The sequence below is a fragment of the Paenibacillus thailandensis genome, assembly GCF_042685365.1.
In the GTDB taxonomy this organism is placed as follows: Bacteria; Bacillota; Bacilli; order Paenibacillales; family Paenibacillaceae; genus Paenibacillus_AP; species Paenibacillus_AP thailandensis.
Genome location: NZ_JBHUMY010000008.1, coordinates 1 through 21497, shown reverse-complemented (window position 1 = coordinate 21497; position 21497 = coordinate 1). Strand labels below are relative to the sequence as shown.

16 protein-coding genes and 1 pseudogene are annotated in these 21497 nt (G+C 56.7%); 14 read left to right on the top strand and 3 right to left on the bottom strand.

Features of this window, described 5'->3' with window-relative positions; genetic code table 11:
• Positions 1 to 17: 17 nt before the first annotated feature.
• Entirely contained in the window at positions 18 to 1214 is a 1197-nt protein-coding gene (locus tag ACFSW5_RS09485; RefSeq protein WP_379271922.1) for an ROK family protein, read from the bottom strand.
• 170 nt (positions 1215 to 1384) lie between these two features.
• Between ACFSW5_RS09485 and xylA the strand changes: the two genes are divergently transcribed.
• The 12 genes from xylA to ACFSW5_RS09425 all read left to right on the top strand — a co-directional run bounded on the left by xylA (position 1385) and on the right by ACFSW5_RS09425 (position 18810).
• Positions 1385 to 2698 carry a xylose isomerase gene (gene xylA / locus ACFSW5_RS09480; protein ID WP_379271920.1) on the top strand — a complete coding sequence of 438 codons (1314 nt, stop codon included), beginning with the start codon at positions 1385 to 1387 and terminating at the stop codon, positions 2696 to 2698.
• A gap of 20 nt (positions 2699 to 2718) precedes the next feature.
• Positions 2719 to 4215, top strand: coding sequence for a xylulokinase (gene xylB, locus ACFSW5_RS09475; RefSeq protein WP_379271918.1), 1497 nt, complete (start codon positions 2719 to 2721; stop codon positions 4213 to 4215).
• A 430-nt stretch (positions 4216 to 4645) separates the two neighbouring features.
• Positions 4646 to 5704 carry a LacI family DNA-binding transcriptional regulator gene (locus ACFSW5_RS09470; RefSeq protein WP_379271916.1) on the top strand — a complete coding sequence of 353 codons (1059 nt, stop codon included), beginning with the start codon at positions 4646 to 4648 and terminating at the stop codon, positions 5702 to 5704.
• Positions 5705 to 7582 carry a sensor histidine kinase gene (locus tag ACFSW5_RS09465; RefSeq protein ID WP_379271913.1) on the top strand — a complete coding sequence of 626 codons (1878 nt, stop codon included), beginning with the start codon at positions 5705 to 5707 and terminating at the stop codon, positions 7580 to 7582. It begins immediately after the preceding gene.
• A complete protein-coding gene (locus ACFSW5_RS09460; RefSeq protein WP_379271910.1) occupies positions 7575 to 9080 on the top strand; it encodes a response regulator transcription factor in 1506 nt (501 codons plus the stop codon). Before ACFSW5_RS09465 ends, ACFSW5_RS09460 begins: the two co-directional genes overlap by 8 nt.
• Positions 9081 to 9192: 112 nt before the next feature.
• Entirely contained in the window at positions 9193 to 10071 is an 879-nt protein-coding gene (locus tag ACFSW5_RS09455; protein WP_379272115.1) for a carbohydrate ABC transporter permease, read from the top strand.
• Between the two features lie 2 nt (positions 10072 to 10073).
• Complete coding sequence (locus ACFSW5_RS09450) at positions 10074 to 10904, top strand: carbohydrate ABC transporter permease (RefSeq protein ID WP_379271907.1); 831 nt, start codon at positions 10074 to 10076, stop codon at positions 10902 to 10904.
• Between the two features lie 188 nt (positions 10905 to 11092).
• Positions 11093 to 12403 carry an ABC transporter substrate-binding protein gene (locus tag ACFSW5_RS09445; RefSeq protein ID WP_379271904.1) on the top strand — a complete coding sequence of 437 codons (1311 nt, stop codon included), beginning with the start codon at positions 11093 to 11095 and terminating at the stop codon, positions 12401 to 12403.
• Between the two features lie 316 nt (positions 12404 to 12719).
• The gene (locus ACFSW5_RS09440) at positions 12720 to 13280 is read left to right on the top strand and encodes a glycerol-3-phosphate responsive antiterminator (RefSeq protein WP_379271901.1); all 561 of its coding nucleotides are present in this window, start codon (positions 12720 to 12722) and stop codon (positions 13278 to 13280) included.
• A 220-nt stretch (positions 13281 to 13500) separates the two neighbouring features.
• Positions 13501 to 14997: a glycerol kinase GlpK gene (gene glpK, locus ACFSW5_RS09435; RefSeq protein ID WP_379271899.1), complete on the top strand. Its 1497-nt coding sequence runs from the start codon at positions 13501 to 13503 to the stop codon at positions 14995 to 14997.
• A 163-nt stretch (positions 14998 to 15160) separates the two neighbouring features.
• Positions 15161 to 16834, top strand: coding sequence for a glycerol-3-phosphate dehydrogenase/oxidase (locus tag ACFSW5_RS09430; RefSeq protein ID WP_379271897.1), 1674 nt, complete (start codon positions 15161 to 15163; stop codon positions 16832 to 16834).
• A gap of 254 nt (positions 16835 to 17088) precedes the next feature.
• Positions 17089 to 18810 carry a methyl-accepting chemotaxis protein gene (locus tag ACFSW5_RS09425; RefSeq protein WP_379271894.1) on the top strand — a complete coding sequence of 574 codons (1722 nt, stop codon included), beginning with the start codon at positions 17089 to 17091 and terminating at the stop codon, positions 18808 to 18810.
• A gap of 37 nt (positions 18811 to 18847) precedes the next feature.
• On the opposite strand, the gene ACFSW5_RS09420 is transcribed toward ACFSW5_RS09425, so the two are convergent.
• Complete coding sequence (locus tag ACFSW5_RS09420) at positions 18848 to 19747, bottom strand: PAS domain-containing protein (RefSeq protein ID WP_379271892.1); 900 nt, start codon at positions 19745 to 19747, stop codon at positions 18848 to 18850.
• Between the two features lie 395 nt (positions 19748 to 20142).
• On the opposite strand from ACFSW5_RS09420, the gene ACFSW5_RS09415 reads away from it, so the two are divergent.
• Complete coding sequence (locus tag ACFSW5_RS09415) at positions 20143 to 20550, top strand: hypothetical protein (protein WP_379271890.1); 408 nt, start codon at positions 20143 to 20145, stop codon at positions 20548 to 20550.
• An 82-nt stretch (positions 20551 to 20632) separates the two neighbouring features.
• On the opposite strand, the gene ACFSW5_RS09410 is transcribed toward ACFSW5_RS09415, so the two are convergent.
• Positions 20633 to 20821 carry a hypothetical protein gene (locus ACFSW5_RS09410; RefSeq protein WP_379271888.1) on the bottom strand — a complete coding sequence of 63 codons (189 nt, stop codon included), beginning with the start codon at positions 20819 to 20821 and terminating at the stop codon, positions 20633 to 20635.
• Between the two features lie 306 nt (positions 20822 to 21127).
• Between ACFSW5_RS09410 and ACFSW5_RS09405 the strand changes: the two are divergent.
• Positions 21128 to 21497, top strand: a pseudogene (locus ACFSW5_RS09405) (hypothetical protein); the annotation flags it as partial.

Sequence of the window (21497 nt, the reverse complement as noted above, 5' to 3'; positions counted from 1 at the left end):
AGCCGGCCTTGGCTGAGCTACATGCTTTTGATTCGGGCGAAAAACCGGCTGATCGCGTAATGGGCCGCGCCGCGCACCGCCGAACGGTCCTGCAGCTCGGCGAACGTCAGCCGAACCCGTTCCCGGTGGTAAGGCAGCGTCCGGCGGGACACTTCGTCCCGGACGGCTTCCTCGAGCCAGGCTTTCGCCCGGCTCATCCGGTTGCCGATAATGACGACGTCCGGGTTAAACACGTTAATAATGTTCGCGATGCCGGTTCCGAGATAGACGCCGATCGACCGGAACAGCTGGCGCACCCGCTCGTCGCCCGCATCGGCCGCCTGGATCAGCTTGCTTAAGGAGCGGTATTCGCCGAGACCAAGCTCCGATGCGCGCGTGAGCAGCGCGTTCTCGGAGGCGTACAGCTCCCAGCAGCCCCGGTTGCCGCAGCGGCACGGCTTGCCGTCGTATTCGATCGAAAGGTGGCCAAGCTCGCCGGAGAAGCCGGAAGCCCCTTTGTACAGCTCTTTATTCAAAATAATGCCGGTACCGATGCCGATTCCGACGCTGACGTAAATCTGATGCGCGATGCCGCGTCCCGCGCCGTACTTCTGCTCGCCTTGCGCTCCCGCATTCGCTTCGTTGTCGATCGTCACCGGGATGGAGAAGCGCTCCTCCAGCATCCGGCGGAGCTCCACGCTGCGCCACTCCATGTTCGGAGCGAACAGGATGTCGCCGGAGTCGTTTACGATGCCGGGGACGCCCATGCCGATGCCGACGACCCCGTAGCGGCTGGCCGGCGCTGCGGCGATCAACCGCTCGATGCAGGATATCAGCTCGGAAAGAGCATACTCCGGCTCGTGCCGCTTCAGTTCCAGCTCCTGCTCGGCAACGGCGCTGCCGTCCAGATCGGCAAGGACGCCGCGAATATAATTGACGCCGAGATCGATCCCGACCGCATAGCCGGCCGTCGCGTTAAACGCGAGCATGACGGGCTTTCGGCCGCCGCTCGATTCCCCGGGACCGGTCTCCGTTATCAGATCGCCGTCCAGCAAATCCTGCACCAGGCTGGAGACGGTCGCTTTGTTCAGACCGGTCCGCTCCGATATTTGGGCGCGGGAGAGCGGCGCATGCTTGATTACGGCATCCAGCACGATCGACGTGTTCATTTTTTTGATGAAAGCAAGATCTCCTGTCTGTTTCTTAGCCAACAGCTTGTCCTCCGTTCCGTTCATTCCGTTCGCGTCCCATTGTAACAAGGATAAATCGATTTTAACATAAAAACTTTGTTTGTTTAATAGACAAACTAAGTCTCGGCATGTTATTCTTATGGAGACGTTTACACCAATCACTTATTTTCGGGGCTTGTTCGCAAGCTCCGCCAACTTAAAGGAGGATTTTACCCATGTCCGTATTCAGCCATATTCCAACGATCAAATTCGAAGGCAAAGGCTCCGACAATCCGTTTGCGTTCAAACGCTACAACCCTAGCGAAGTCGTGCTGGGCAAAACGATGGAAGAACATCTCCGTTTCGCCGTCGCTTATTGGCACACTTATGTCGCTACCGGTTCCGACCCGTTCGGCGTAGGCACCGCAGACCGCGAATGGGACAAATACGACGGTCTGGACCGCGCGAAGCTGCGCGTGGAAGCGAACTTCGAATTTATGGAGAAGCTGAACATTCCTTACTTCTGCTTCCATGACGTCGACATCGCGCCGGAAGGCAGCACGCTGGCCGAAACGAACAAAAACCTCGACGTTATCGTTGCCCAAATCAAGGACAACATGAAAGCGACCGGCAAAAAACTGCTCTGGAACACGGCGAACATGTTCTCCAATCCGCGTTATGTGCACGGCGCAGGCACGGCCGTAAACGCCGGCGTATACGCTTATGCCGCTGCGCAAGTGAAGAAAGGGCTTGAGGTCGGCAAAGAGCTCGGCGCCGAAAACTACGTATTCTGGGGCGGCCGCGAAGGCTACGAAACGCTGCTGAACACGGATATGGGCTTCGAGCTGGATAACCTGGCGCGCCTGTACCGGATGGCGATCGATTACGCGAACGAGATCGGCTTCGACGCGCAATTCCTGATCGAGCCGAAGCCGAAGGAGCCGACGAAGCACCAATACGACTTCGACGCGGCTACGACGATCGCGTTCCTGCAAAAATACGGCCTGCAAGACAAGTTCAAGCTGAATCTCGAAGCGAACCACGCGACGCTGGCCGGCCACACGTTCGAGCATGAAATCCGCGTGGCGGCAATCAACGGCATGCTTGGCTCGCTCGACGCGAACCAAGGCGACTACCTGCTTGGCTGGGATACGGACGAGTTCCCGACCGACCTGTACGCGACGACGCTGGCGATGTACGAAGTGCTGAAAGCCGGCGGTCTCGGCCGCGGCGGCGTAAACTTCGACGCGAAAGTGCGCCGCGGCTCGTTCGAGCTGGAGGATCTGGTGTACGCGCATATCGCCGGCATGGACAGCTTCGCCTGGGGCCTCAAGGCGGCTGCGAAGCTGATCGAAGAGCGCGTCATCGACGGCATTATCGAGAACCGCTACCGCAGCTTCAAGGAAGGCATCGGCGCGGACATCGTATCCGGCAAAGCGACGCTTGCATCGCTGGAGCAATACGCGCTGCAAAACAGCGCAGTCCGGACCGAATCCGGCCGTCTGGAGCGCATCAAACACGTCCTGAACGAAATTATTTTCAGCGTATAATATAGGAGGTCTTAACCGGCATGCCTTATGTCATTGGGATTGACCTCGGAACAAGCGCCGTCAAGGCGCTGCTGGTAGACCAGAACGGCGTAGTTGCGGGAGAAGCGTCCCGCAGCTACCCGCTGTTCCACGAGCATTCCGGCTGGAGCGAGCAGCGTCCGGACGATTGGGTGGAAGCGACCGTTGAGGCGCTGAAGGAGCTCGCTTCGCAAGGCGGCGTATCGGCCGCCGATATCGAAGGCGTCAGCTTCTCCGGCCAAATGCACGGCCTGGTGCTGCTGAACAAGGAAGGCGAGCCCGTGCGGAACGCCATCCTGTGGAACGACACGCGCACGACGGCGCAGTGCCGCGAGATCGAAGCGACGCTTGGCGGCAAGCTGCTGAGCGTCACCCGCAATCCGGCGCTGGAAGGCTTCACGCTGCCGAAAATTTTGTGGGTTCGCGAGCACGAACCCGAAGCTTTCGCGCAGGCCGCGATCTTCGTCCTGCCGAAAGATTACGTGCGCTACCGCCTGACCGGCGAGCTGCACATGGATTACTCCGACGCAGCGGGCACGCTGCTGCTCGACGTAGCGGGCAAGCGCTGGAGCGACGAAGTGCTCGCAGCGTTTAACCTTGACGCCGGCTTCTGCCCGCCGCTCGTCGAATCGCACGGCCTCGTCGGCACGCTGCTGCCGCAGATTGCCGAGCGGACCGGTCTGTCGCCGGCGACGAAGGTGTTCGCCGGCGGCGCGGACAACGCCTGCGGCGCGATCGGCGCAGGCATCTTAAGCGAAGGCCTCACGCTATGCAGCATCGGCACGTCCGGCGTCATTTTGTCGTATGAGAACGACAAAACGAAAGATTTTGCCGGCAAGGTTCATTTCTTCAACCACGGCAAAGAGGACGCCTTCTACGCGATGGGCGTAACGCTTGCGGCCGGCTACAGCCTCAGCTGGTTCAAGAAGACGTTCGCCCCGGGCGAATCGTTCGACGAGCTGCTGGCCGGCGTCGGCGACGTGAAGCCGGGCTCGAACGGCCTGCTGTTCACGCCGTACCTCGTCGGCGAACGGACGCCGCATGCGGATTCGACGATCCGCGGCAGCTTCATCGGCATCGACGGCTCGCACGAGCGGAAGCATTTCGCCCGCGCGGTTATGGAGGGCATTACGTTCTCGCTGCACGAGTCGGTCGATATGTTCCGCCAGGCGGGCAAGTCGGTCGACCAAATCGTCTCGATCGGCGGAGGCGCGCAAAATCCGGTCTGGCTGCAAATGCAGGCCGATATTTTCGGCGCCGAGGTCGTCGCGCTCGAGAACGAGCAAGGCCCGGGCCTTGGCGCGGCCATGCTGGCGGCTTACGGCTGCGGCTGGTTCGCCAGCCTCGACGATTGCGCCGCAAGCTTCGTCAAGCATGCGCGCTCGTACAAGCCGAATGCGGAGGCGGCTGCCGTCTACGGCAAGCTGTTCCGCGTATACCAGCAAGTGTACGGCGCGACTCGCGGACTGAACGCCGAACTGGCGGCATTCCGGGGGTAGTCGGCGGGGCGGTTGCCTGCAGGCTCCCGCATCGTCATAAGCTCTCTTGCAAGCTGCACAATAATACGCTCAAGAACCCGCCCAAGGCTGTACGCCGAAGGCGGGTTTTTTGCGCTTGCGTCTCCAGTGAACAATAACCGGTTGAAGAACTTAATTGCATAAATACAGTTGAAGGTGGACGAGTTTATCGCTTTATACCTGTTCGTTTACAGATCACTTCCTCGAAGCTGACCCGGCCGGCATCTTAATCGCATAAACAAGCAAAAACGGCATTGACCCTTCCCGGGACGATGCCGTTTTTGCATGTGATATCGATGAATGGCGATGCTCAAGGCGAAAGGAGGCCGTTAATCATTTTCAAATTGTTTTGCTAACAAAACCTGTGTTATGATAACAAAAAATAAACAAGAATAGTGAAGGGTGGCAGCATATGGCGGGCAACAAGGTTACGATGCAGCAAATTGCCGATCATCTCGGCCTTTCGAAATTCGCAGTTTCTAAAGCGCTTTCAGGCAAGCCCGGCGTCAGTCTGGAAACGAGAGAGAAAATCGTCCATACGGCGACGCAGCTCGGATACTTCGCAGGCAAGCCGCCGAAGGCGGCCGCGAAAAAAAACGATGCGGACCCAAGCGGCGTGTCATCGCCCGAAACCGTTATCGTACTCGTGCCGAATGTTAGGTATCAGACGCGCGATTCGTTATATTGGGGAAGAATTATCGACGGCATTACCGCGGAGCTCGAAGCGAGAGGCATCGGAATGGTGATCGTCACGGATCAATTCAAGGACAGCTTCTCCAATTTGATCAATCCGAGCGGCGTTCGCGGCATTATCGGCGTCGGTCTTATTTCCTCCCAGCTGCTGCTCGAAATTCGAAGCCTGGGCATACCGTTCGTGCTCGTCGACCATGAGGATCCGCTTATTCCGTCGGATACGCTGTTTATGAACAATACGGAATGCATGCGGCGGGTAACGAATTACCTGCTCGGCTGCGGCCACCGGAAGCTGCAATTCGTCGGCAATATCCGTTATTCGCGCAGCTTCGCCGACCGCTATCAAGGCTACCGCTCGATGCTGAAGGAGCAAGGGATCGCCGCCGTTCAGGAGGAGGAGCTGCTCGCCTTCGAAGGCGACAACCGTTCGGAAATGACGGAGGCGCTCGAGCGCATCATGAAGCGCATGAAGGAGCTGCCGACCGCGTTCGTCTGCGCGAACGATTCCATTGCCATATGCGTGATGACGGTGCTCGGACGAATGGGCATTGCGGTTCCGGAGCGCTGCTCCGTAACGGGCTTTGACAACATTGAGGACGCTGCTCTTTCGTCGCCGACGCTTAGCACGGTCCACGTCCATAAGGAAGCGCTCGGCCGCCGCTCGGTCGAAACGCTGCTGAGAAGAGTGGCGCAGCCGGACAGCCCGCAGGAGAAAATAATGCTGGCGGGAGACTTCGTGCTGCGCGAGTCGACGGCCTATGCGAAAGCGGCGGATTAAATGAGCGTCGGGAGATCTGTGCTGAGACGATGGACCGAACGGCCGGCAAGCCGCATGGAAGGGAAGCTGTTCGTCGTGTTTCTGTTCCTTATCATTTTGCCGATCGGGCTTATTACATATATCGCCGCGCTCCGTTACACGTCGACGATCGAATCGAACACGGTCGCTTATGTCTCGCAAATATCGAGCAAAATGATGGGCAAGCTGGACGACTATGTCAACGATATGAAAAAAATATCGATCATTCCGTCTTATCTGAACGAAATTCAGTCCGGTCTCGTCATGTCCAACCGGCATTACGCGAACGCCGGGGAATCGGGATCGGCCGGCGAAGCGGGCGGAAATCAAGTGAAGCTGCAAATTACGCGAAAGGTCGAACGCAGCATTTATTTTATGAACAATATCAAGGAAGGCACGAGCAACGTTTATTTGTTCGACCTTTACGGCAACCCGTATTACGTCATTAAAAGCGGAGGCAAGCGGTCGGATCTGCAGCAATATTACGCCGGTTGGCGGGAGATGGCGTCCGCGGCCCAAGGAAAGCCCGTCTTGGTCAGCACGCAGGAAATCGCGGTTCTGCCCGGCAGCAATCAATTTATGTTCACCGTCGTAAGGGACATCATCGACAAGTCTTACCGTTCGATCGGCACGATCGCGGTGGACGCGAACATCGCGGTGATCGAAAATATCGTGACCGATCTGGACGATACGACGCACGGATCGACGTTTATTTTCGACGACAACGGAAAAGTGATTTACGACAGCGAAAAAAAATATTTGGCCCGCAATATGGCAAGCAATGAAGCGTTCGTCAAAGCGAAGGGCGGCGAGGGCAGCTTTCATCTGGACGTGAACGGGAAGCCGCATCTGGCCGTCTATAAAAGATCGGAACAGACCGGCTGGCTGATGCTGATCACCGTCCCGGAGGAGCAGCTGATGCGGGAGGCCGTTCAAACGCGCAACTACACCTTTGCAGCCGCAGCGGGAGTGACGAGCTTTGCCCTGGTCATCTCGCTTATTCTCATTTATGCGTTAACGCGGCCGCTGCGCTCGATCGTCAGCTTGATGAAGCGGGTGCAGACGGGCCGGTTGGACGTCGCTTTTCCAGTCCGAAGACGCGACGAAGCGGGAATGATCGGCCTTGCGTTCAACCGGATGATGGCCCGCATCAAACAGCTGATTGAAGATATTTACCGGATCGAGAAGCGGAAGAAGGAGATCGAGCTCGAAAGTCTCCAGCATCAGATCAACCCTCATTTTATCTACAACACGCTGGAGACGATTCGGATGACGGCCGTGCTTCATAACGATACGGAAGTGGGAGAAATGGTGCAGCTGCTCGGGCAGCAGCTGCGGTACAGCATTCATGCCGGGAGCGAGATCGTTCCGGCCGAGCTGGAATGGGAGCATCTCCGCGCCTATATCCGGCTGCTGAACTACCGGTACGGGGAGCGGTTCGTCCTTGAATTGCCGGAGGATCCGGCGGTAGGCGGCATTCGGGTCATGAAGCTGCTATTTCAACCGATCGTAGAGAATGCCGTGAACCACGGGTTCGACGAGACGAAGCAGTTGCTCCGTATTTGCATCGGCTACCGGCGGGAGGGAAGCGATCATTGCTTTTCGGTCAAGGACGACGGCGCGGGCATGGATGAAGCGGCTTTGCACCGTTTGCGGCAAATGCTCGAAGCGCCGGAGCCGTTGGGGAACGGAGAACGCGGCATCGGACTGCGCAACGTAAACGACAGATTGAAGCTGCGTTACGGCATGTCTTACGGCCTTGCCGTAGAGAGCGAAGAAGGACGAGGCACGGTCGTTGCGATCCGGTTTCCCGCAATCGAAGCGAAATTGAACGAATCGGGAGGAATGGACGATGCTTAGAATAGCGGTCGTAGACGACGAGGAACGGATCAGGCTTGGGCTCGGCAAGCTGATCGCGGATGCGGGAGCGCAATATGAAGTCGTCGGAACTTTCGCAAGCGGCCAAGAGCTGCTTAATCAATGGTCCGCAATGAAGCCTGAGCTGGTCATCACCGATATCCGAATGCCGCAGATGAGCGGCCTGCAGCTTATGGCTCAAGCGAAGGAGCAAGGATGGAACGCGAAATTCGCCGTACTGAGCGGCTATAACGATTTCGAATATGCCCGGACGGCCATGCGGCAAGGCGCGCTGGAATATTTGCTTAAGCCGGTGAATATGAAGGATCTTTATCGGCTGCTGGCGACGGTGCACGAAACCCTCGAGCGGGAGCGCGGCGAGGAGAGGCTGGAGTCGGACGATCTGGTCAGCTTCCTGTTATGCGGGGAGGAGCGGCGATTGCCGGAGCAACTGCTGCAGGAGGTGACCGGCAGACTGGACCGAATGCCGCTGTTCCGCAAGTCCTATGCCGTTCTGCTGCTTCGCACATCGCCGGATCTGACGGAAGCGCAGCTGGCCGGGCTGACGGAGGATTGGGGAGCCGACCGGCAAATCGCGGCCAGCGACGCCAACCGGAAGGCGGTTATTTTCTCCATTGGCCCGTCCGGTCATGCGAATACGGTCCGCGAACGGGCAGTGACGCTGCTGCAGCGGATGCCGCCCCATACGCGGGCGAAGGCCGGCATGAGCGGCGTGTTCTTCGGGAGCGGCTGGCTGCCGCAGGCTTATCGGGAAGCGGAGACGGCGTTCGAGCATGCCTGGTACAGCGCGGAGTCCCGCTGGTGCTCCGGAGAAACGGAGCGCGTTCCGCGCAAGGAGGAGAGGTACCGGCTGCTTCGAATGGCGGAGAAGGGGCTGCTTCCGGCGCTGCAGCTCGGCGAATACGCGCGTGCGGAAGAGGCGTTCGGCTTGTGGCTGAACGAGACGGCCGCGCTTCGGCTAGGCTGGCGGGAGCTTGCGGAAGCGTGCTCCGATTTGGAGGCGCTCCTTGCGGAGGAATTGGAGCTTCGCAGCATTCGCAATGAACAATTCGGGGATCTCGGCGCTCCCCGCGATTACGAGAACTGGCGGGCATTCGCGGAGATGCTGAAGGAAAGAATGACGCGCAAGATCGGTTTGCTGGAAAACGCCAGAAACGAGAACCGGACGGTGGAAACGATCAAATGCTACATCCACGAGCATTATGCGGAGGAGCTCGAGCTGCAGCAACTGGCCGATATCGTCTATTTGACGCCCAGCTATTTAAGCAAGCTGTTTAAGACGGAGACGGGCGAAACGATAACCGACTACATTATCCGGGAACGTATCGAGCATGCGAAGCGGCTGCTGCGCGAGGATATCGGCTTGAAAACCTATATGGTCGGGGAGCGGGTCGGATACCCCGATCCGGCTTATTTTACGAAAGTGTTCAAAAAAATGACCGGGAAGACGCCCAAAGAGTACCGCGATCTTGTTAGGTAAAGATTATCAAAAATAAAGACAATAAAACAAAACGAAGGCCATTATCATTTGAATCATCCTGTTTTATAATCTTGAAAGCGGTAACACTCTGATGGAAAGCGAGGAGAGGAACGTGTTCAACTTCAGCTACAAAACGCAGCGCTATCTTATTTTGTTCGGGTTTCTGACCATTCCCGTTCTTCTGTCCCTCACCTTCTCGTATTATCCGGCCGTATCTTTGCTCTATTACAGCTTGACGGATTGGACCGGCTTGGGCTGGGATATGAACTTTATCGGCTTCGACAACTACAAGGAAATTTTCACGAAGCCCGAAGTGTTCGCTTCGCTCAAGAACAATCTTTATTATTTCGTCGGAGGGCTCGTTCAGGTTGGCTTTGCGCTCTACTTTGCGGTCATTCTGACCGGCAGGCTGCGCGGCAGGAACGGATTCCGCGTCGCCTTGTTTTTGCCCTACGTGCTGCACAGCGTGGCGACGGTCATTATGTTCAAGAACGTCTACCATATGGAATACGGCTCGCTGAACGCGCTTCTTGGCGCGCTTGGGCTGGAATCGTGGCAACAAAGCTGGCTGGGCGACAAGCGGCTGGTCAATTTCTCGCTGGCTTTCATCTCGATGTGGAAGTACATGGGACTGAATATGGTCATTTTTATCGGGGCTCTTCAATCGATACCGAACGACCTTTACGAAGCGGCCTCCATCGACGGGGCGTCGGGATGGCAGAGGTTCCGGTACATTACGCTCCCGAGCATCCGCAGCGTGCTCGAGCTGATGCTGATTCTGACGCTAACGGGGGCGCTCGAAGCGTTCGACATCCCTTACGTCATGCTGCTTGGCGCCAACGATACGTCGACTTTCGTCATCAAGACGGTCGATACGGCATTTAAGTACCAGAATTTCGGTCTGGCGTCCGCGATGGCGGTTGTTCTTCTGGTTATCGTATTGCTGTTCATCGTCATTCAACGGAAGCTGCTGTTCAGAGGGGAGAAATAAAGATGAAGCAAGAGCAATCGATCGGTTTTTTGGTTTTCAAATATGTTACGCTCGCTATCGCCTTGTTCGTCGTTTTCTTTCCGATCTATTCCGTCGTCGTCGGGGCGTTCAAGACGCAGGTGGAATATTACCAGTCGGGCCTTGCCCTGCCTGACGACTTCCTGAACTTCGATAATTTCGCCAAGGTGATCCACGTCGGCGATCTCGGTCTCGGCTTCCGGAATATTCTAATCGTTCTTGCCGTTTCGGTGGTCGGCAATATTATGTTCGGAACGATGGTCGCCTACGCGATCGGGCGTTTCGACTTTAAGCTGAAGAAAGGCATTATGGGAATGTATCTCGTCGCGCAGGTCATTCCGATGGTCACGACGCAAGTCGCAACCTTCAGCGTCATCCAAAGTCTTGGCGTTTACAATACGATGCTGGCGCCGATCCTGCTTTATTTGGGCGCGGATGTGCTGCAGATCGTCATTTATTTGCAGTTCGTGAACAGCATCCCGAAGGATTTGGACGAAAGCGCCATGATCGAAGGGGCATCCTTGTTCAAAATATACCGTTCGATCATCTTCCCGCTGCTTGCGCCAGCGACGGCTACGCTCGTCATTCTGAAAAGCATCAGCATCTATAACGATTTTTACACGCCGTATCTCTATATGCCGAGCCAGAAGTTAAAAGTCGTCTCGACGGCGATCTATTCCTTCATCGGGCCGAACGCGGCTCAGCTTAACGTCATCTCGGCCGGTATTCTTATCATTTTCATTCCGACCGTTCTGCTGTTCTTGTTCATGCAGCGCTACATTTTTGCGGGAGTGACGAACGGGGCGGTCAAGTAGAGGGAAATCGCGTTATCGTTCCCTGTTGAAAGAATGTCCGCCTAACAAGCATCGTTGTTGTTAGCATAATTGATGACAATAAAAACAAATAAATCTCATTTGTTTTCGGCCCGCTCGTAGATAAGATGGTAAATGTAAGCGATATCAATTGCGTATAGACGCAAAATCAAAGTGCAGGGGGTAACGAAATGAAAAAAGGTTTGGTAGCCGCGCTCGTTCTTGCATTAACCGTATCGATTCTGGCTGCTTGCGGAGGCAACAATTCGAACCAGGCGAATAACGCATCGCCAAGCGGCGAAGCCTCCAGCCAGCCATCCGCTTCGAGCGGCGCCGCCGAGCTCGGCGGCAAGCTGAAGGTGCTCACGCACCGCACGGATTTGGTCAACGACGGAACGATGGACAAATACGAGGCCGAATTTAAGAAGAAATACCCGAATGCCGAGCTTGAGTTTGAAGGTCTTACCAACTACGCGACGGATATTCAAGTTCGCATTACGACCGGAGAAGCCGGCGATGTGCTGATGATTCCGCCGGGAATGGCCGTATCGGAGTACGGCAAATATTTCGAGCCGCTCCCGGATTCCATGTTCGAGAACGTCTACTTCGCGGACAACACGCTTTATGAAGGCAAACGGTACGGCATCACGACCGGCGTCAACACGCAAGGGATCGTTTACAACAAGAAGGCGTTCGAAGCCGCAGGGATCGACAAAGTGCCCGCTACGCTCGACGAGCTTTATGCGGCAGCCGAAAAATTGAAAGCGGCGGACATCATTCCGCTTTATATGAACTTCGGCGCCCAATGGCCGATGGGCAACTGGGCGGACAATTCCGCTTGGTACGTAGCCGGAGATCCGCAGTTCGTCTCGAAGCTGGTGGCGGAAGAAGCGCCTTTCAAAGTCGACAACGCTTGGGGGACGCTCGCCAATATTGCCCGCACCTTCGTGCAGAAGGGCTGGGTCGAGAAGGATCTGTATACGAACAACTGGGAAATGTCGAAAGGAGAAATGGCTGCGGGGAAAGCGGGCATGTATTTCCTCGGCAACTGGGTTATTCCGCAAATTATCGGTGCGGGCGCGGCATCGGAGGATATCGGCTTCTTCCCGCTGCCTTACGACAACAGCGGCAAATATAACGCTCCGCTCGGCTCCGACTATATCGTTGGCGTAAGCAAAGAAAGCGAGAACAAGGAGCTCGCCATGGCATGGGTCGAGTTTTTCGTGAAGGAATCGGGTTATGTGGAAGATTCCGGATTTATGCCCATCGACAAGACGAAAGAGTCCTCGATTCCGCAATTGGCCGAATTCCAGTCGTTTAATCCGACGTTTATCGAAAGCGAAGCGACGGATCCGAAGTTCAACGAAATCGCCAACAAAGCGCAAATCGGCATCGGCGTCGGCGACTACGTCCAGGAGTATATCGTAGCGGACGATTTGCAGGCTGCTTTCGACCAGCTTAACGCGAAGTGGAAGGAAGCGAAAACCGCTCTCGGCTACTAGTCGGGACCGGTTCCCATTAAGCACAAGCGGCCTTGCTCCGAATGCGTTCGGGGCGAGGCTGCTTGCGCTAATGAGGACATGAGTTGATTCGATAAGAAGGATCGGGCTGCGGGGCTGTCGGGCGTGCGCTCCGCAAGTCGTTGAAGCGGTCGGCAATTATTTATAGACACCGCTTACAGTTTGCTATATAATGAGTGGCAAGTTGATATGGTGACGGAGAAAAGGAGAGCACGGTTATCTTGGCCCCATAAAGGGACGGGTGCGTGATTTTTTCCTTTTCTTTTTTTTCTCAGCCGACAGACGGGAGGAACGGATCATGCTTGCTAATCGCCAACGGATTCTTCCGGCGGCCCGTAAAGTGAAAGATTTGGAGAAGCTGCTGAAGCTTTCGTATGAATACATCGTCATTCTCGACACGCATGTAAGCCAGCTCCAGCCGATCGTGCAGCTGGCAAAGTCCCACGGCAAAAAGCCGATTCTGCATGCGGACTTGATCGAAGGGCTTAAAAACGACGAGTATGCGGCCGAATATTTGTGCCAGGTCGTATGCCCCGCGGGAATCGTGTCCACTCGGGCCGGCGTTATCGCCAAGACGAAGCAGAACGGGCTCTTGGCCATTCAGCGGATGTTCCTGCTGGATACGAACGCGCTCGAGAAAAGCTACGCCATGTTCGAGCGGACGAAGCCCGATTACATCGAAGTGCTGCCGGGCGTCATTCCGCATATCATTACCGAGGTGTCCGAAAGGACGGGTATTCCCGTCTTTGCGGGAGGCTTGATCCGCACCGTAAACGACGTGGAGCAGGCGCTTGCGGCGGGAGCTTCCGCGGTAACGACGTCGAACGCCGAGCTTTGGAAACATTTTGAACGCAAGTAGCGAATAGGTGAGTGCTTCCGCAGCGCGATTTTGCTGCGAAGAAGATCAGGGGAGCCTTGCTCCGCAAAACGAAGCAGATGCTTTCGAAGCAAGATTTTGCTGCGAAGCAGATCAGGGGAGCCTTGCTCCGCAAAACGAAGCAGAGGCTTCCGAAGCACGATTTTGCTGCGAAGCAGATCAAGGGAGCATTGCTCCGCAAAACGTTGAGGAGGGGAAGGTCGTGACGGCGAAGCGGTACGTTCTTGCAATCGACCAAGGAACGACAAGCACGCGGGCGATTTTATTCGATAAGGAAGGGCATGCCGTATGCTCCGCGCAGCAGGAGATCCGGCAATATTATCCCGAGCCGGGATGGGTGGAGCATGACGCCGGCGAAATCTGGGTTTCGGTTCTTGGCGTTATAGCGCAAGCGCTGACGAAAGCGGCCGTACAGCCGGACCAGATTGCGGCGATCGGCATTACGAACCAGCGGGAAACGGCGGTCGTATGGGATAAGCATACGGGGCATCCGATCCATCGCGCGATCGTTTGGCAGTCCCGGCAGACGAACGATATATGCGAAAAGCTGAAGGGCCAAGGCTATGACGAGCTTTTCCGGCGGAAGACGGGGCTTCTTATCGATCCTTATTTTTCCGGCACCAAAATCAAGTGGATCCTCGATCATGTGGAGGGCGCACGCGAGAAAGCGGAGAACGGGGAGCTGCTGTTCGGGACGATCGACACATGGCTCGTCTGGAAGCTGAGCGGCGGCAAAGCCCATATTACCGATTATTCCAATGCGTCCAGAACGCTTCTGTATAATATCCGGGATCTGCGCTGGGACGAGGAGCTGCTCGGTATTCTCGGTATTCCGTCCGCGATGCTGCCCGAGGTACGGTCTTCGTCGGAAGTGTATACGTACACGGTGGAGCATCATTTCTTCGGCAGCCGCATTCCGATCGCGGGCATTGCGGGCGACCAGCAGGCGGCTTTGTTCGGGCAAGCTTGCTTCGACAAGGGCATGACCAAAAACACCTACGGCACCGGCTGTTTCATGCTGATGAATACGGGCGCCGAAGCCGTCGAATCGAAGCACGGCCTGCTGACGACGATCGCCTGGGGAATCGACGGAGAGGTGCAATATGCGCTGGAAGGCAGCGTATTCGTGGCGGGCTCGGCGCTGCAATGGCTGCGGGACGGTCTCCGGATGCTGAAAACTTCGGCCGACAGCGAAGCTTACGCGTCGAAGGTAAACTCCACCGAAGGCGTCTACGTAGTGCCGGCGTTTGTCGGATTGGGCACGCCTTATTGGGACAGCGAGGTTCGAGGCGCCGTATTCGGGCTGACGCGCGGCACGACCAAGGAGCATTTCGTCCGGGCCACGCTCGAATCTCTCGCTTACCAGAGCAAGGACGTGCTGGACGCGATGGCGATCGATTCCGGGCTGCTGCTTCCTGCCTTACGCGTCGACGGCGGCGCCGTCCGCAACGATTTTCTGATGCAGTTCCAGAGCGATATGCTGGGCGTGGAAGTGGAGCGGCCCGTCGTGAACGAGACGACGGCGCTTGGGGCCGCTTATTTGGCCGGGCTGGCGGTCGGCTATTGGAAGAGCAAGCAGGAAATCCGGGAAAGCTGGAAGCTGGACCGGGCTTTCACGCCAGGCATGCCGCAAGAGGACAGGAGCCGCCTGTACGCCGGCTGGAAAAAAGCCGTTCAAGCGGCTATGGCTTTTAAATGATAAGGGCAATTATTGGTAAAACGATTTACAAGTTACGACAAGTTAATAGTTCCGGTAGGAGATTAGGAGAACCGCGATAGAACCCGGCTAAAGCTTTGGCGCTTTAGTCCGGGTCGTCGCGGTTTTTTTCACATATCGAAGCTGCGGAGAGGAAGGATACGGGATGAAGCATTCATTTTCGGCAACGGACCGGGCGGGCAAGCTGGCAGCAATGGAACAAGAGCTGTACGACGTCGTCATTATCGGCGGCGGCATTACGGGAGCGGGCATTGCGCTTGACGCGCAGAGCAGGGGGCTGAAGACGGCGGTCCTGGAGATGCAGGATTTTGCGGCGGGCACGTCCAGCAGGTCCACGAAGCTCGTACACGGGGGACTGCGTTATTTGAAGCAATTCGAGGTGAAAATGGTTGCGGAGGTCGGGAAGGAACGGGCCGTCGTGTACGAGAACGGGCCGCATGTGACGACGCCGGAACGGATGCTGCTCCCGCTGTACCGGGGGGGCACGTTCGGGCCGTTCAGCACGTCGATCGGGCTGCGCGTTTATGACTATCTGGCCGGCGTAAAGCGCGAGGAGCGGCGCACGATGCTAAGCAAGGAAGAAACCCTTAAGAAAGAGCCTCTGCTGAAGGCGGAAGGAATGAAGGGCGGCGGCTATTACGTGGAATACCGGACGGACGACGCCCGGCTGACGGTCGAGGTGCTCAAGAAGGCCGCGGAGCTTGGGGCGGACGCCGTCAACTACGTCAAAGTAGAGGAGTTCGTATACCGCGAGGACGGTAAAGCGGCCGGCGTTCGTGCGCGGGATATGATCGGCGGCGAATCGTTTACGATTCGGGCGCGCAAGGTCGTGAACGCGACGGGGCCTTGGGTAGACGGGCTGCGAGAGCTTGACCGCTCCAAAAAAGGAAAAACCCTCCGTCTGACCAAAGGGGTTCATCTGGTATTCGACGGAGACCGGTTTCCGCTGCGTCAAGCGATCTATTTCGATACGCCCGACGGCAGAATGGTGTTCGCCATTCCCCGCGACGGGAAAACGTATGTCGGAACGACCGATACCGATTATACCGGCGATACGGCCAATCCGAGAATGACCGCAGCGGATCGGGATTATTTGCTTGCGGCCGTGAACGGCCTGTTTCCTGGCTTGAAGCTTGCGGCCCGCGATGTCGAGTCGAGCTGGTCGGGCTTGCGGCCGCTTATTTACGAAGAAGGGAAGTCGCCTTCCGAAGTGTCGAGACGGGATGAAATATTCGTGTCGCCGTCCGGGCTGCTGACGATTGCCGGAGGCAAGCTGACCGGCTACCGGAAGATGGCGGAGACGGTAACGGACCGTCTTGTCGCCGATTTGAAGGCGGAAGGGCGCGGTCCGTTCGCCGCTTGCGCAACGCGTACGCTGCCGATTTCCGGAGGCGACGTCGGCGGCTCGGCGAAGCTGCCCGCATTTGTTGCGAGCATGCAAGAGAAGGGGGTTAGCCTCGGACTTTCCGCGTCAAGCGCGAAATGGCTTGCGGCCCGTTACGGCTCGAACGCGCCTAAATTGTTCGACCGGATCAAGAAGTGGAGTCCGGATCTGCCGTCCGCGCACGGTCTCCCGGCCGATGTGTACGGCATGCTCCTGTATTCGGTCGAAGAAGAAATGGCCGTAAAGCCGGTCGATTTTTTTGTAAGACGGACAGGGGCGTTGTTTTTCGACATTGCTTGGGTGCGGCGATGGAAAGACGGCGTATTGGAATGTATGGCGGAGTGTCTGCGGTATAGCGATGACGAGAAGCGGGAGTATGCGGAAGAGCTGGAGCGGGAGCTGAGAGCGGCGACCGAACCGGCATCGAACGATTGAACGGAGCCATGATTATAAGCTTCGGCCGTACGGCCGTTCCTTTAACCGGTTTAAAGGAACGGCCGTTTTTTTGAGCCTTTTCATAAAAATTAAAACTATTTAACTTTTTGTCGATAAATAGAGAATTTCAGATGATGACAGAAATCGACCGATATCGTTCATGAAAATAATGAAAAAATAGGGCTTTAGTAATGATAGGAGTGTAATATATACTATATTTTATACATAATTAATCGAGACGAAGGGGGCAATTTATGCGCTTAAGGAAGTTCAATCTAACGGTCAGTCAACGTCTGACGGCATCATTTCTCGTCATTCTTGTCATATTGGCGGCGAACGGCATCATCTCCTTCACGCAGATGGGCAAGATGAACGAGAACGCGGCGAAAATATCGGGCATTTGGCTTCTAAACACGCAGGCGATTCTTGAATTAAACCATGCCAACGAAAACTTGTTGACCATTCAGTACAAGATGATCTACCAGAAGGATACTCCGGCTCAAATGGAGAGCCTGAAGTCGCAAGGCGAGGCGGCGATCGCCGAGCTCGAGCAAATATTCGCATCCTACCGGACAGGGTATACGAAGACGGACGATTCGAGGCTGTATGAATCGCTGAAATCCCAGTGGAGCATCTACATCGAGGGCTACAACCATCTGGTCGACGTTCTCGATTCCAAAGGGGACGACCGCCAAATCGACACGGCGATCCGCGATTCGGAAAATTCCTTTAACGCGCTTAGCACCTATACGGACGCGCTGATCTGGCAGAATCAGTCGGGGGCGAGCGACGAAAGCGCGTCAAGCCGGCGCATTTACAACCAGAGCGCAATAGTGTCGGGAATCGGCATCGGCGTTGCCGTCGCGCTTATTGCAGGGCTTCTATTCTACATACGGAGAACGATTTCCGTTCCGCTGAAGAAGGCGTCCGAAACGGTACGCCTCGTATCGGAAGGAGATCTGCAAGTCACGGTGCCGAAGGTGCGTACCCGCGACGAAATCGCCGTCCTGATGGATGCGCTAAGCGGGATGATCGCCATGATGCAAGGGGCTGTAGGCCGCATGCAAGCGGCATCGGCGGGCATATCCGCATCGGCGCAGGAGCTGCTTGCGGTTTCGCAGGAGAACGCAAGCTCCGCGGAAGAGGCGGCATCGCTTGTGCGCGAAGCGGCAGCGGGCGCATCCGAGCAGCTCGTCAGCTTCGGCGAAATCGCCCGTTCGACGGAAGAGATGTCGACGGGGGTACAACGTATCGCCGAGAGCAGCTCCATCGTATCGCAAATATCGGCGGAGGCGGCCGAACGGTCGAAGGAGGGCGCCGGCACGATCGAAGATGCCGTCCGGACGATGAACGCCATCGACGAGTCGATCCGCGGAGCCGCGCAGCAGGTCGAGCAGCTGGAAAGCCATATGCAGAGCATCGGGAACATTATTAATCTCATCGGCAACATATCGAAGCAAACGAATCTGCTTGCGTTAAACGCCTCGATCGAGGCGGCGCGCGCCGGCGAGCACGGCAAAGGCTTCGCCGTCGTGGCGGAAGAGGTGCGCCAGCTTTCCGGGCAAACGGCCAAAGCGGTATCGGAAATTACGGAGACCATTACGAAAATTAAAGACGATACGCTGCAGACGGCCGCGTCGATGCACGCCAGCAGGGAGGAATCCGGCAAAGGCATCTCCAAGATCAACGAGGCCGGAGCGGCGTTCCGGCGGATCGCGGACGCTTCGGACGACGTATCCGCCAAAATTCAGGAGGTCGCCGCTGCAGCCGAGCAGCTCGCAGCCAGCTCCGAGCAGGTGGCGGCATCGGTGGAGCAGGTGATGGACATTGCCCGAAGAACGTCGGATATTTCGGGCCATGTGGCCGCCGCATCCGATAAGCAAGCCGCCGCGGCGGGAGGAATCGCTTCGTCCGCCGGTTCGCTCAGCGAAATCGCGCTCGATATGAACGAGGTCGTTTCGCGCTTCAAGCTGTAGCTTAGCAACGTTTAAGATGCGATAAAAAAGGAGCGGCTTACCGCTTGAAGCTGCTCCAGATCGTTTCGGGTTTGACCCCCAGCCTGCCGGCAATGAGCTCTGCCGTCAGCCGCTGGGGCTTTTTTATTTTGCCGTTGCGGATTTTGGATATCGTCGTAAGGGATATAAGCGTCGATTGCGCGAGGGAGGTGGCGGATATGTTTTTGTTCAGCATCAGCATGCGCAGCTTGAGCGACGGGTCCTCCTCCTGCTCGTGGAAACGCAAGCTCGTAACGATCACGATATAGCCTTTAAAGGCGCGCGATCCGTTAAACAGGGGCTTGATCAGCGCGCTCACATAATAGACCGAATCGCCGATTTGCAGCGTTGCTTCGGCTTGCTCGACGGCGCCGCCGGTGCGGGCGTTGTCGAACGCTTTGCGCAGCGGCTTGCGCGAGCTCTCGGCTACAAAATCGAATAGGGACGCATTCAAATAATGCGACGCTTTATTTTTAACCGGGGAGTAATAACGCTCGAGCGAACGGATTTTAAATTGCGCGTCGACGCTGAGTGAAGCGTCGATATGGTTTTCGACGGCATATTCCTCGATCCATCTTTGCCCGGCGATGTCCTGGCACATGATGACGTAACAGGTTCTGTCGTCCGATTGCAGCGTCCGGCAGGAGAGGCGAACCGGAACCGCGGCCGTCGACTTGGAGATCAGCTCCCACTCCAGCGACGCGGCCGCTTCTTCGGCTTCGTCGGTCAAGCGGGCGATCAATTGCCCGAAGGGCAGCCCTTCCTTCAGCAGTCCGGCGGGATCGGCCTCCAGCAGCTCGTTCTTTTTGTACCCGGACAGCGCCGTAAACGATTGGTTCAGATCGCGGATGGACCACCGGTCATGCTCGAGCTCCACAATGAACATCGGTTCCTTCATCAAGTAAAATACGTTTTGCATCGTTTGCACCTTCCTTGTTTATCCATAAGTTGAACGAATGAACGACTTGCAAGACACATGGCGCGGGAGTCGTAAAATATCCGCTGCTCTAGAAGTGCAGCCATGTTCATAATCGAAGATAACTAGTGTATATTTGTTAGTGACACATACCTCACATAATCCATGCCCTGGTTTAACCTATTATGTTATATAACCTAACAGAAACCTTCTAAAACGATTATGCAAAATTATTTGGCAATTGACAACAGTCTTTTTCGAATCGTTTACGATGAGTCCGTTCTTATTTTTGCCGGATCTTGCACGGACGACATGATTGCTGCCAACGTTGGGCACTCTAATGTTGTTAACGGGAAATGAATCGGCGGCTATGTGCCGCAAGAAAGAAGGGAACTCGCATGCCGACGGATACAAAAGCGTTGTTGTTTAACTTTGCAGATTCAAAGAGCGCGGCCATTGCGTGCGACACGCTGCAGGAGCTCGGTTACGACCCGGTGCTGCACGAAGGAAACCGCGTCCATATTCATCTGAACGGGGACGATTTGACTTCCGCCCTCGAAATCGCGCAGGCGAACGGCGGAGTGCTGGCGGAGCAATCGAACTTGAGCGAATCGCTGGTGGTGAACACGGCGTACGCGCTGGACGGGCTTTCGATACCGGCGCATATCGTCAACGAGGATTGGTTAGCCGAGGAAGAAAACGAAGCGGCCGGACTTCGAAACCGGGACGAAGATGCGGATACAGACGGGGAATTTCTTCCCGACGCCGGGGATTACGGATATTTTTCCGGCGACGTGAAAATATGAGACGAAGCTACGCAACCCAAAAAACCGCAGCGCGGGCGATATGCCCGTCTGCGGTTTTTTGCCGGAAAAGCGCTCCGGCCGCTCAGTCTTTGTCCCGAAACGTCATTGCGTCGATGGGCTCCAGCCGGTCGTCCATATTAAAGACGTTGATCAGGACGTTTTTTTTGTCGGAAACGGCTATGCGCACTTCGTAATCGCCGGTTGCGCCGGCAATGTCCGCCGTAATGTATTCGCTGTGTTTGGCCGGAACGGAAATAAGGCTGTGCGTCACGGTCTTCGAGGTATCGGACGAAGGCCATTGGACGACGGCGACCGCGGCCTGAATCGGTTGAAGACGGCGGTTGTGAATAATGATGCGGGCGAAAGCCGCCGGATTGGATTTTCTTGATATGATGCCGGTGCTGTAGAAGGACGCTTCGTTTCCCCTTGGTAAGGGAGAAGCTCCTTCCGTTAGCGGGAAAGATCCTCTGCGAATGCCGCGCGAGGAGTTGACTGTCCCGGCGGAAGCGCCAGCGCTGCGGGCAGCACTGCGTGCGCCGCTAGAGGCGGCAGAAGCGCCAGCGCTCCGAGCAGCGCTATGCGAGCCGCTAGAGGCGGCAGAAGCGCCAGCGCTGCGGGCGGAGCTGAGCGTGCCGCTAGAGGCGGCAGAAGCGCCAGCGCTCCGGGCGGAGGTGTGCGAGCCGCTAGAGGCGGCAGAAGCGCCAGCGCTCCGGGCGGAGGTGTGCGAGCCGCTAGAGGCGGCAGAAGCGCCAGCGCTCCGAGCAGCGCTATGCGAGCCGCTAGAGGCGGCAGAAGCGCCAGCGCTCCGGGCGGAGGTGTGCGAGCCGCTAGAGGCGGCAGAAGCGCCAGCGCTGCGGGCAGCACTGCGTGCGCCGCTAGAGGCGGCAGAAGCGCCAGCGCTGCGGGCAGCACTGCGTGCGCCGCTAGAGGCGGCAGAAGCGCCAGCG

Excerpts from the sequence above, each read along its gene's own strand:
- ACFSW5_RS09485 (WP_379271922.1), bottom strand. The coding sequence starts at position 1,214 with ATGAACGGAACGGAGGACAAGCTGTTGGCTAAGAAACAGACAGGAGAT.
- xylA (WP_379271920.1), top strand. The coding sequence starts at position 1,385 with ATGTCCGTATTCAGCCATATTCCAACGATCAAATTCGAAGGCAAAGGC.
- xylB (WP_379271918.1), top strand. The coding sequence starts at position 2,719 with ATGCCTTATGTCATTGGGATTGACCTCGGAACAAGCGCCGTCAAGGCG.
- ACFSW5_RS09470 (WP_379271916.1), top strand. The coding sequence starts at position 4,646 with ATGGCGGGCAACAAGGTTACGATGCAGCAAATTGCCGATCATCTCGGC.
- ACFSW5_RS09465 (WP_379271913.1), top strand. The coding sequence starts at position 5,705 with ATGAGCGTCGGGAGATCTGTGCTGAGACGATGGACCGAACGGCCGGCA.
- ACFSW5_RS09460 (WP_379271910.1), top strand. The coding sequence starts at position 7,575 with ATGCTTAGAATAGCGGTCGTAGACGACGAGGAACGGATCAGGCTTGGG.
- ACFSW5_RS09450 (WP_379271907.1), top strand. The coding sequence starts at position 10,074 with ATGAAGCAAGAGCAATCGATCGGTTTTTTGGTTTTCAAATATGTTACG.
- ACFSW5_RS09445 (WP_379271904.1), top strand. The coding sequence starts at position 11,093 with ATGAAAAAAGGTTTGGTAGCCGCGCTCGTTCTTGCATTAACCGTATCG.
- ACFSW5_RS09440 (WP_379271901.1), top strand. The coding sequence starts at position 12,720 with ATGCTTGCTAATCGCCAACGGATTCTTCCGGCGGCCCGTAAAGTGAAA.
- ACFSW5_RS09430 (WP_379271897.1), top strand. The coding sequence starts at position 15,161 with ATGAAGCATTCATTTTCGGCAACGGACCGGGCGGGCAAGCTGGCAGCA.
- ACFSW5_RS09425 (WP_379271894.1), top strand. The coding sequence starts at position 17,089 with ATGCGCTTAAGGAAGTTCAATCTAACGGTCAGTCAACGTCTGACGGCA.
- ACFSW5_RS09420 (WP_379271892.1), bottom strand. The coding sequence starts at position 19,747 with ATGCAAAACGTATTTTACTTGATGAAGGAACCGATGTTCATTGTGGAG.
- ACFSW5_RS09415 (WP_379271890.1), top strand. The coding sequence starts at position 20,143 with ATGCCGACGGATACAAAAGCGTTGTTGTTTAACTTTGCAGATTCAAAG.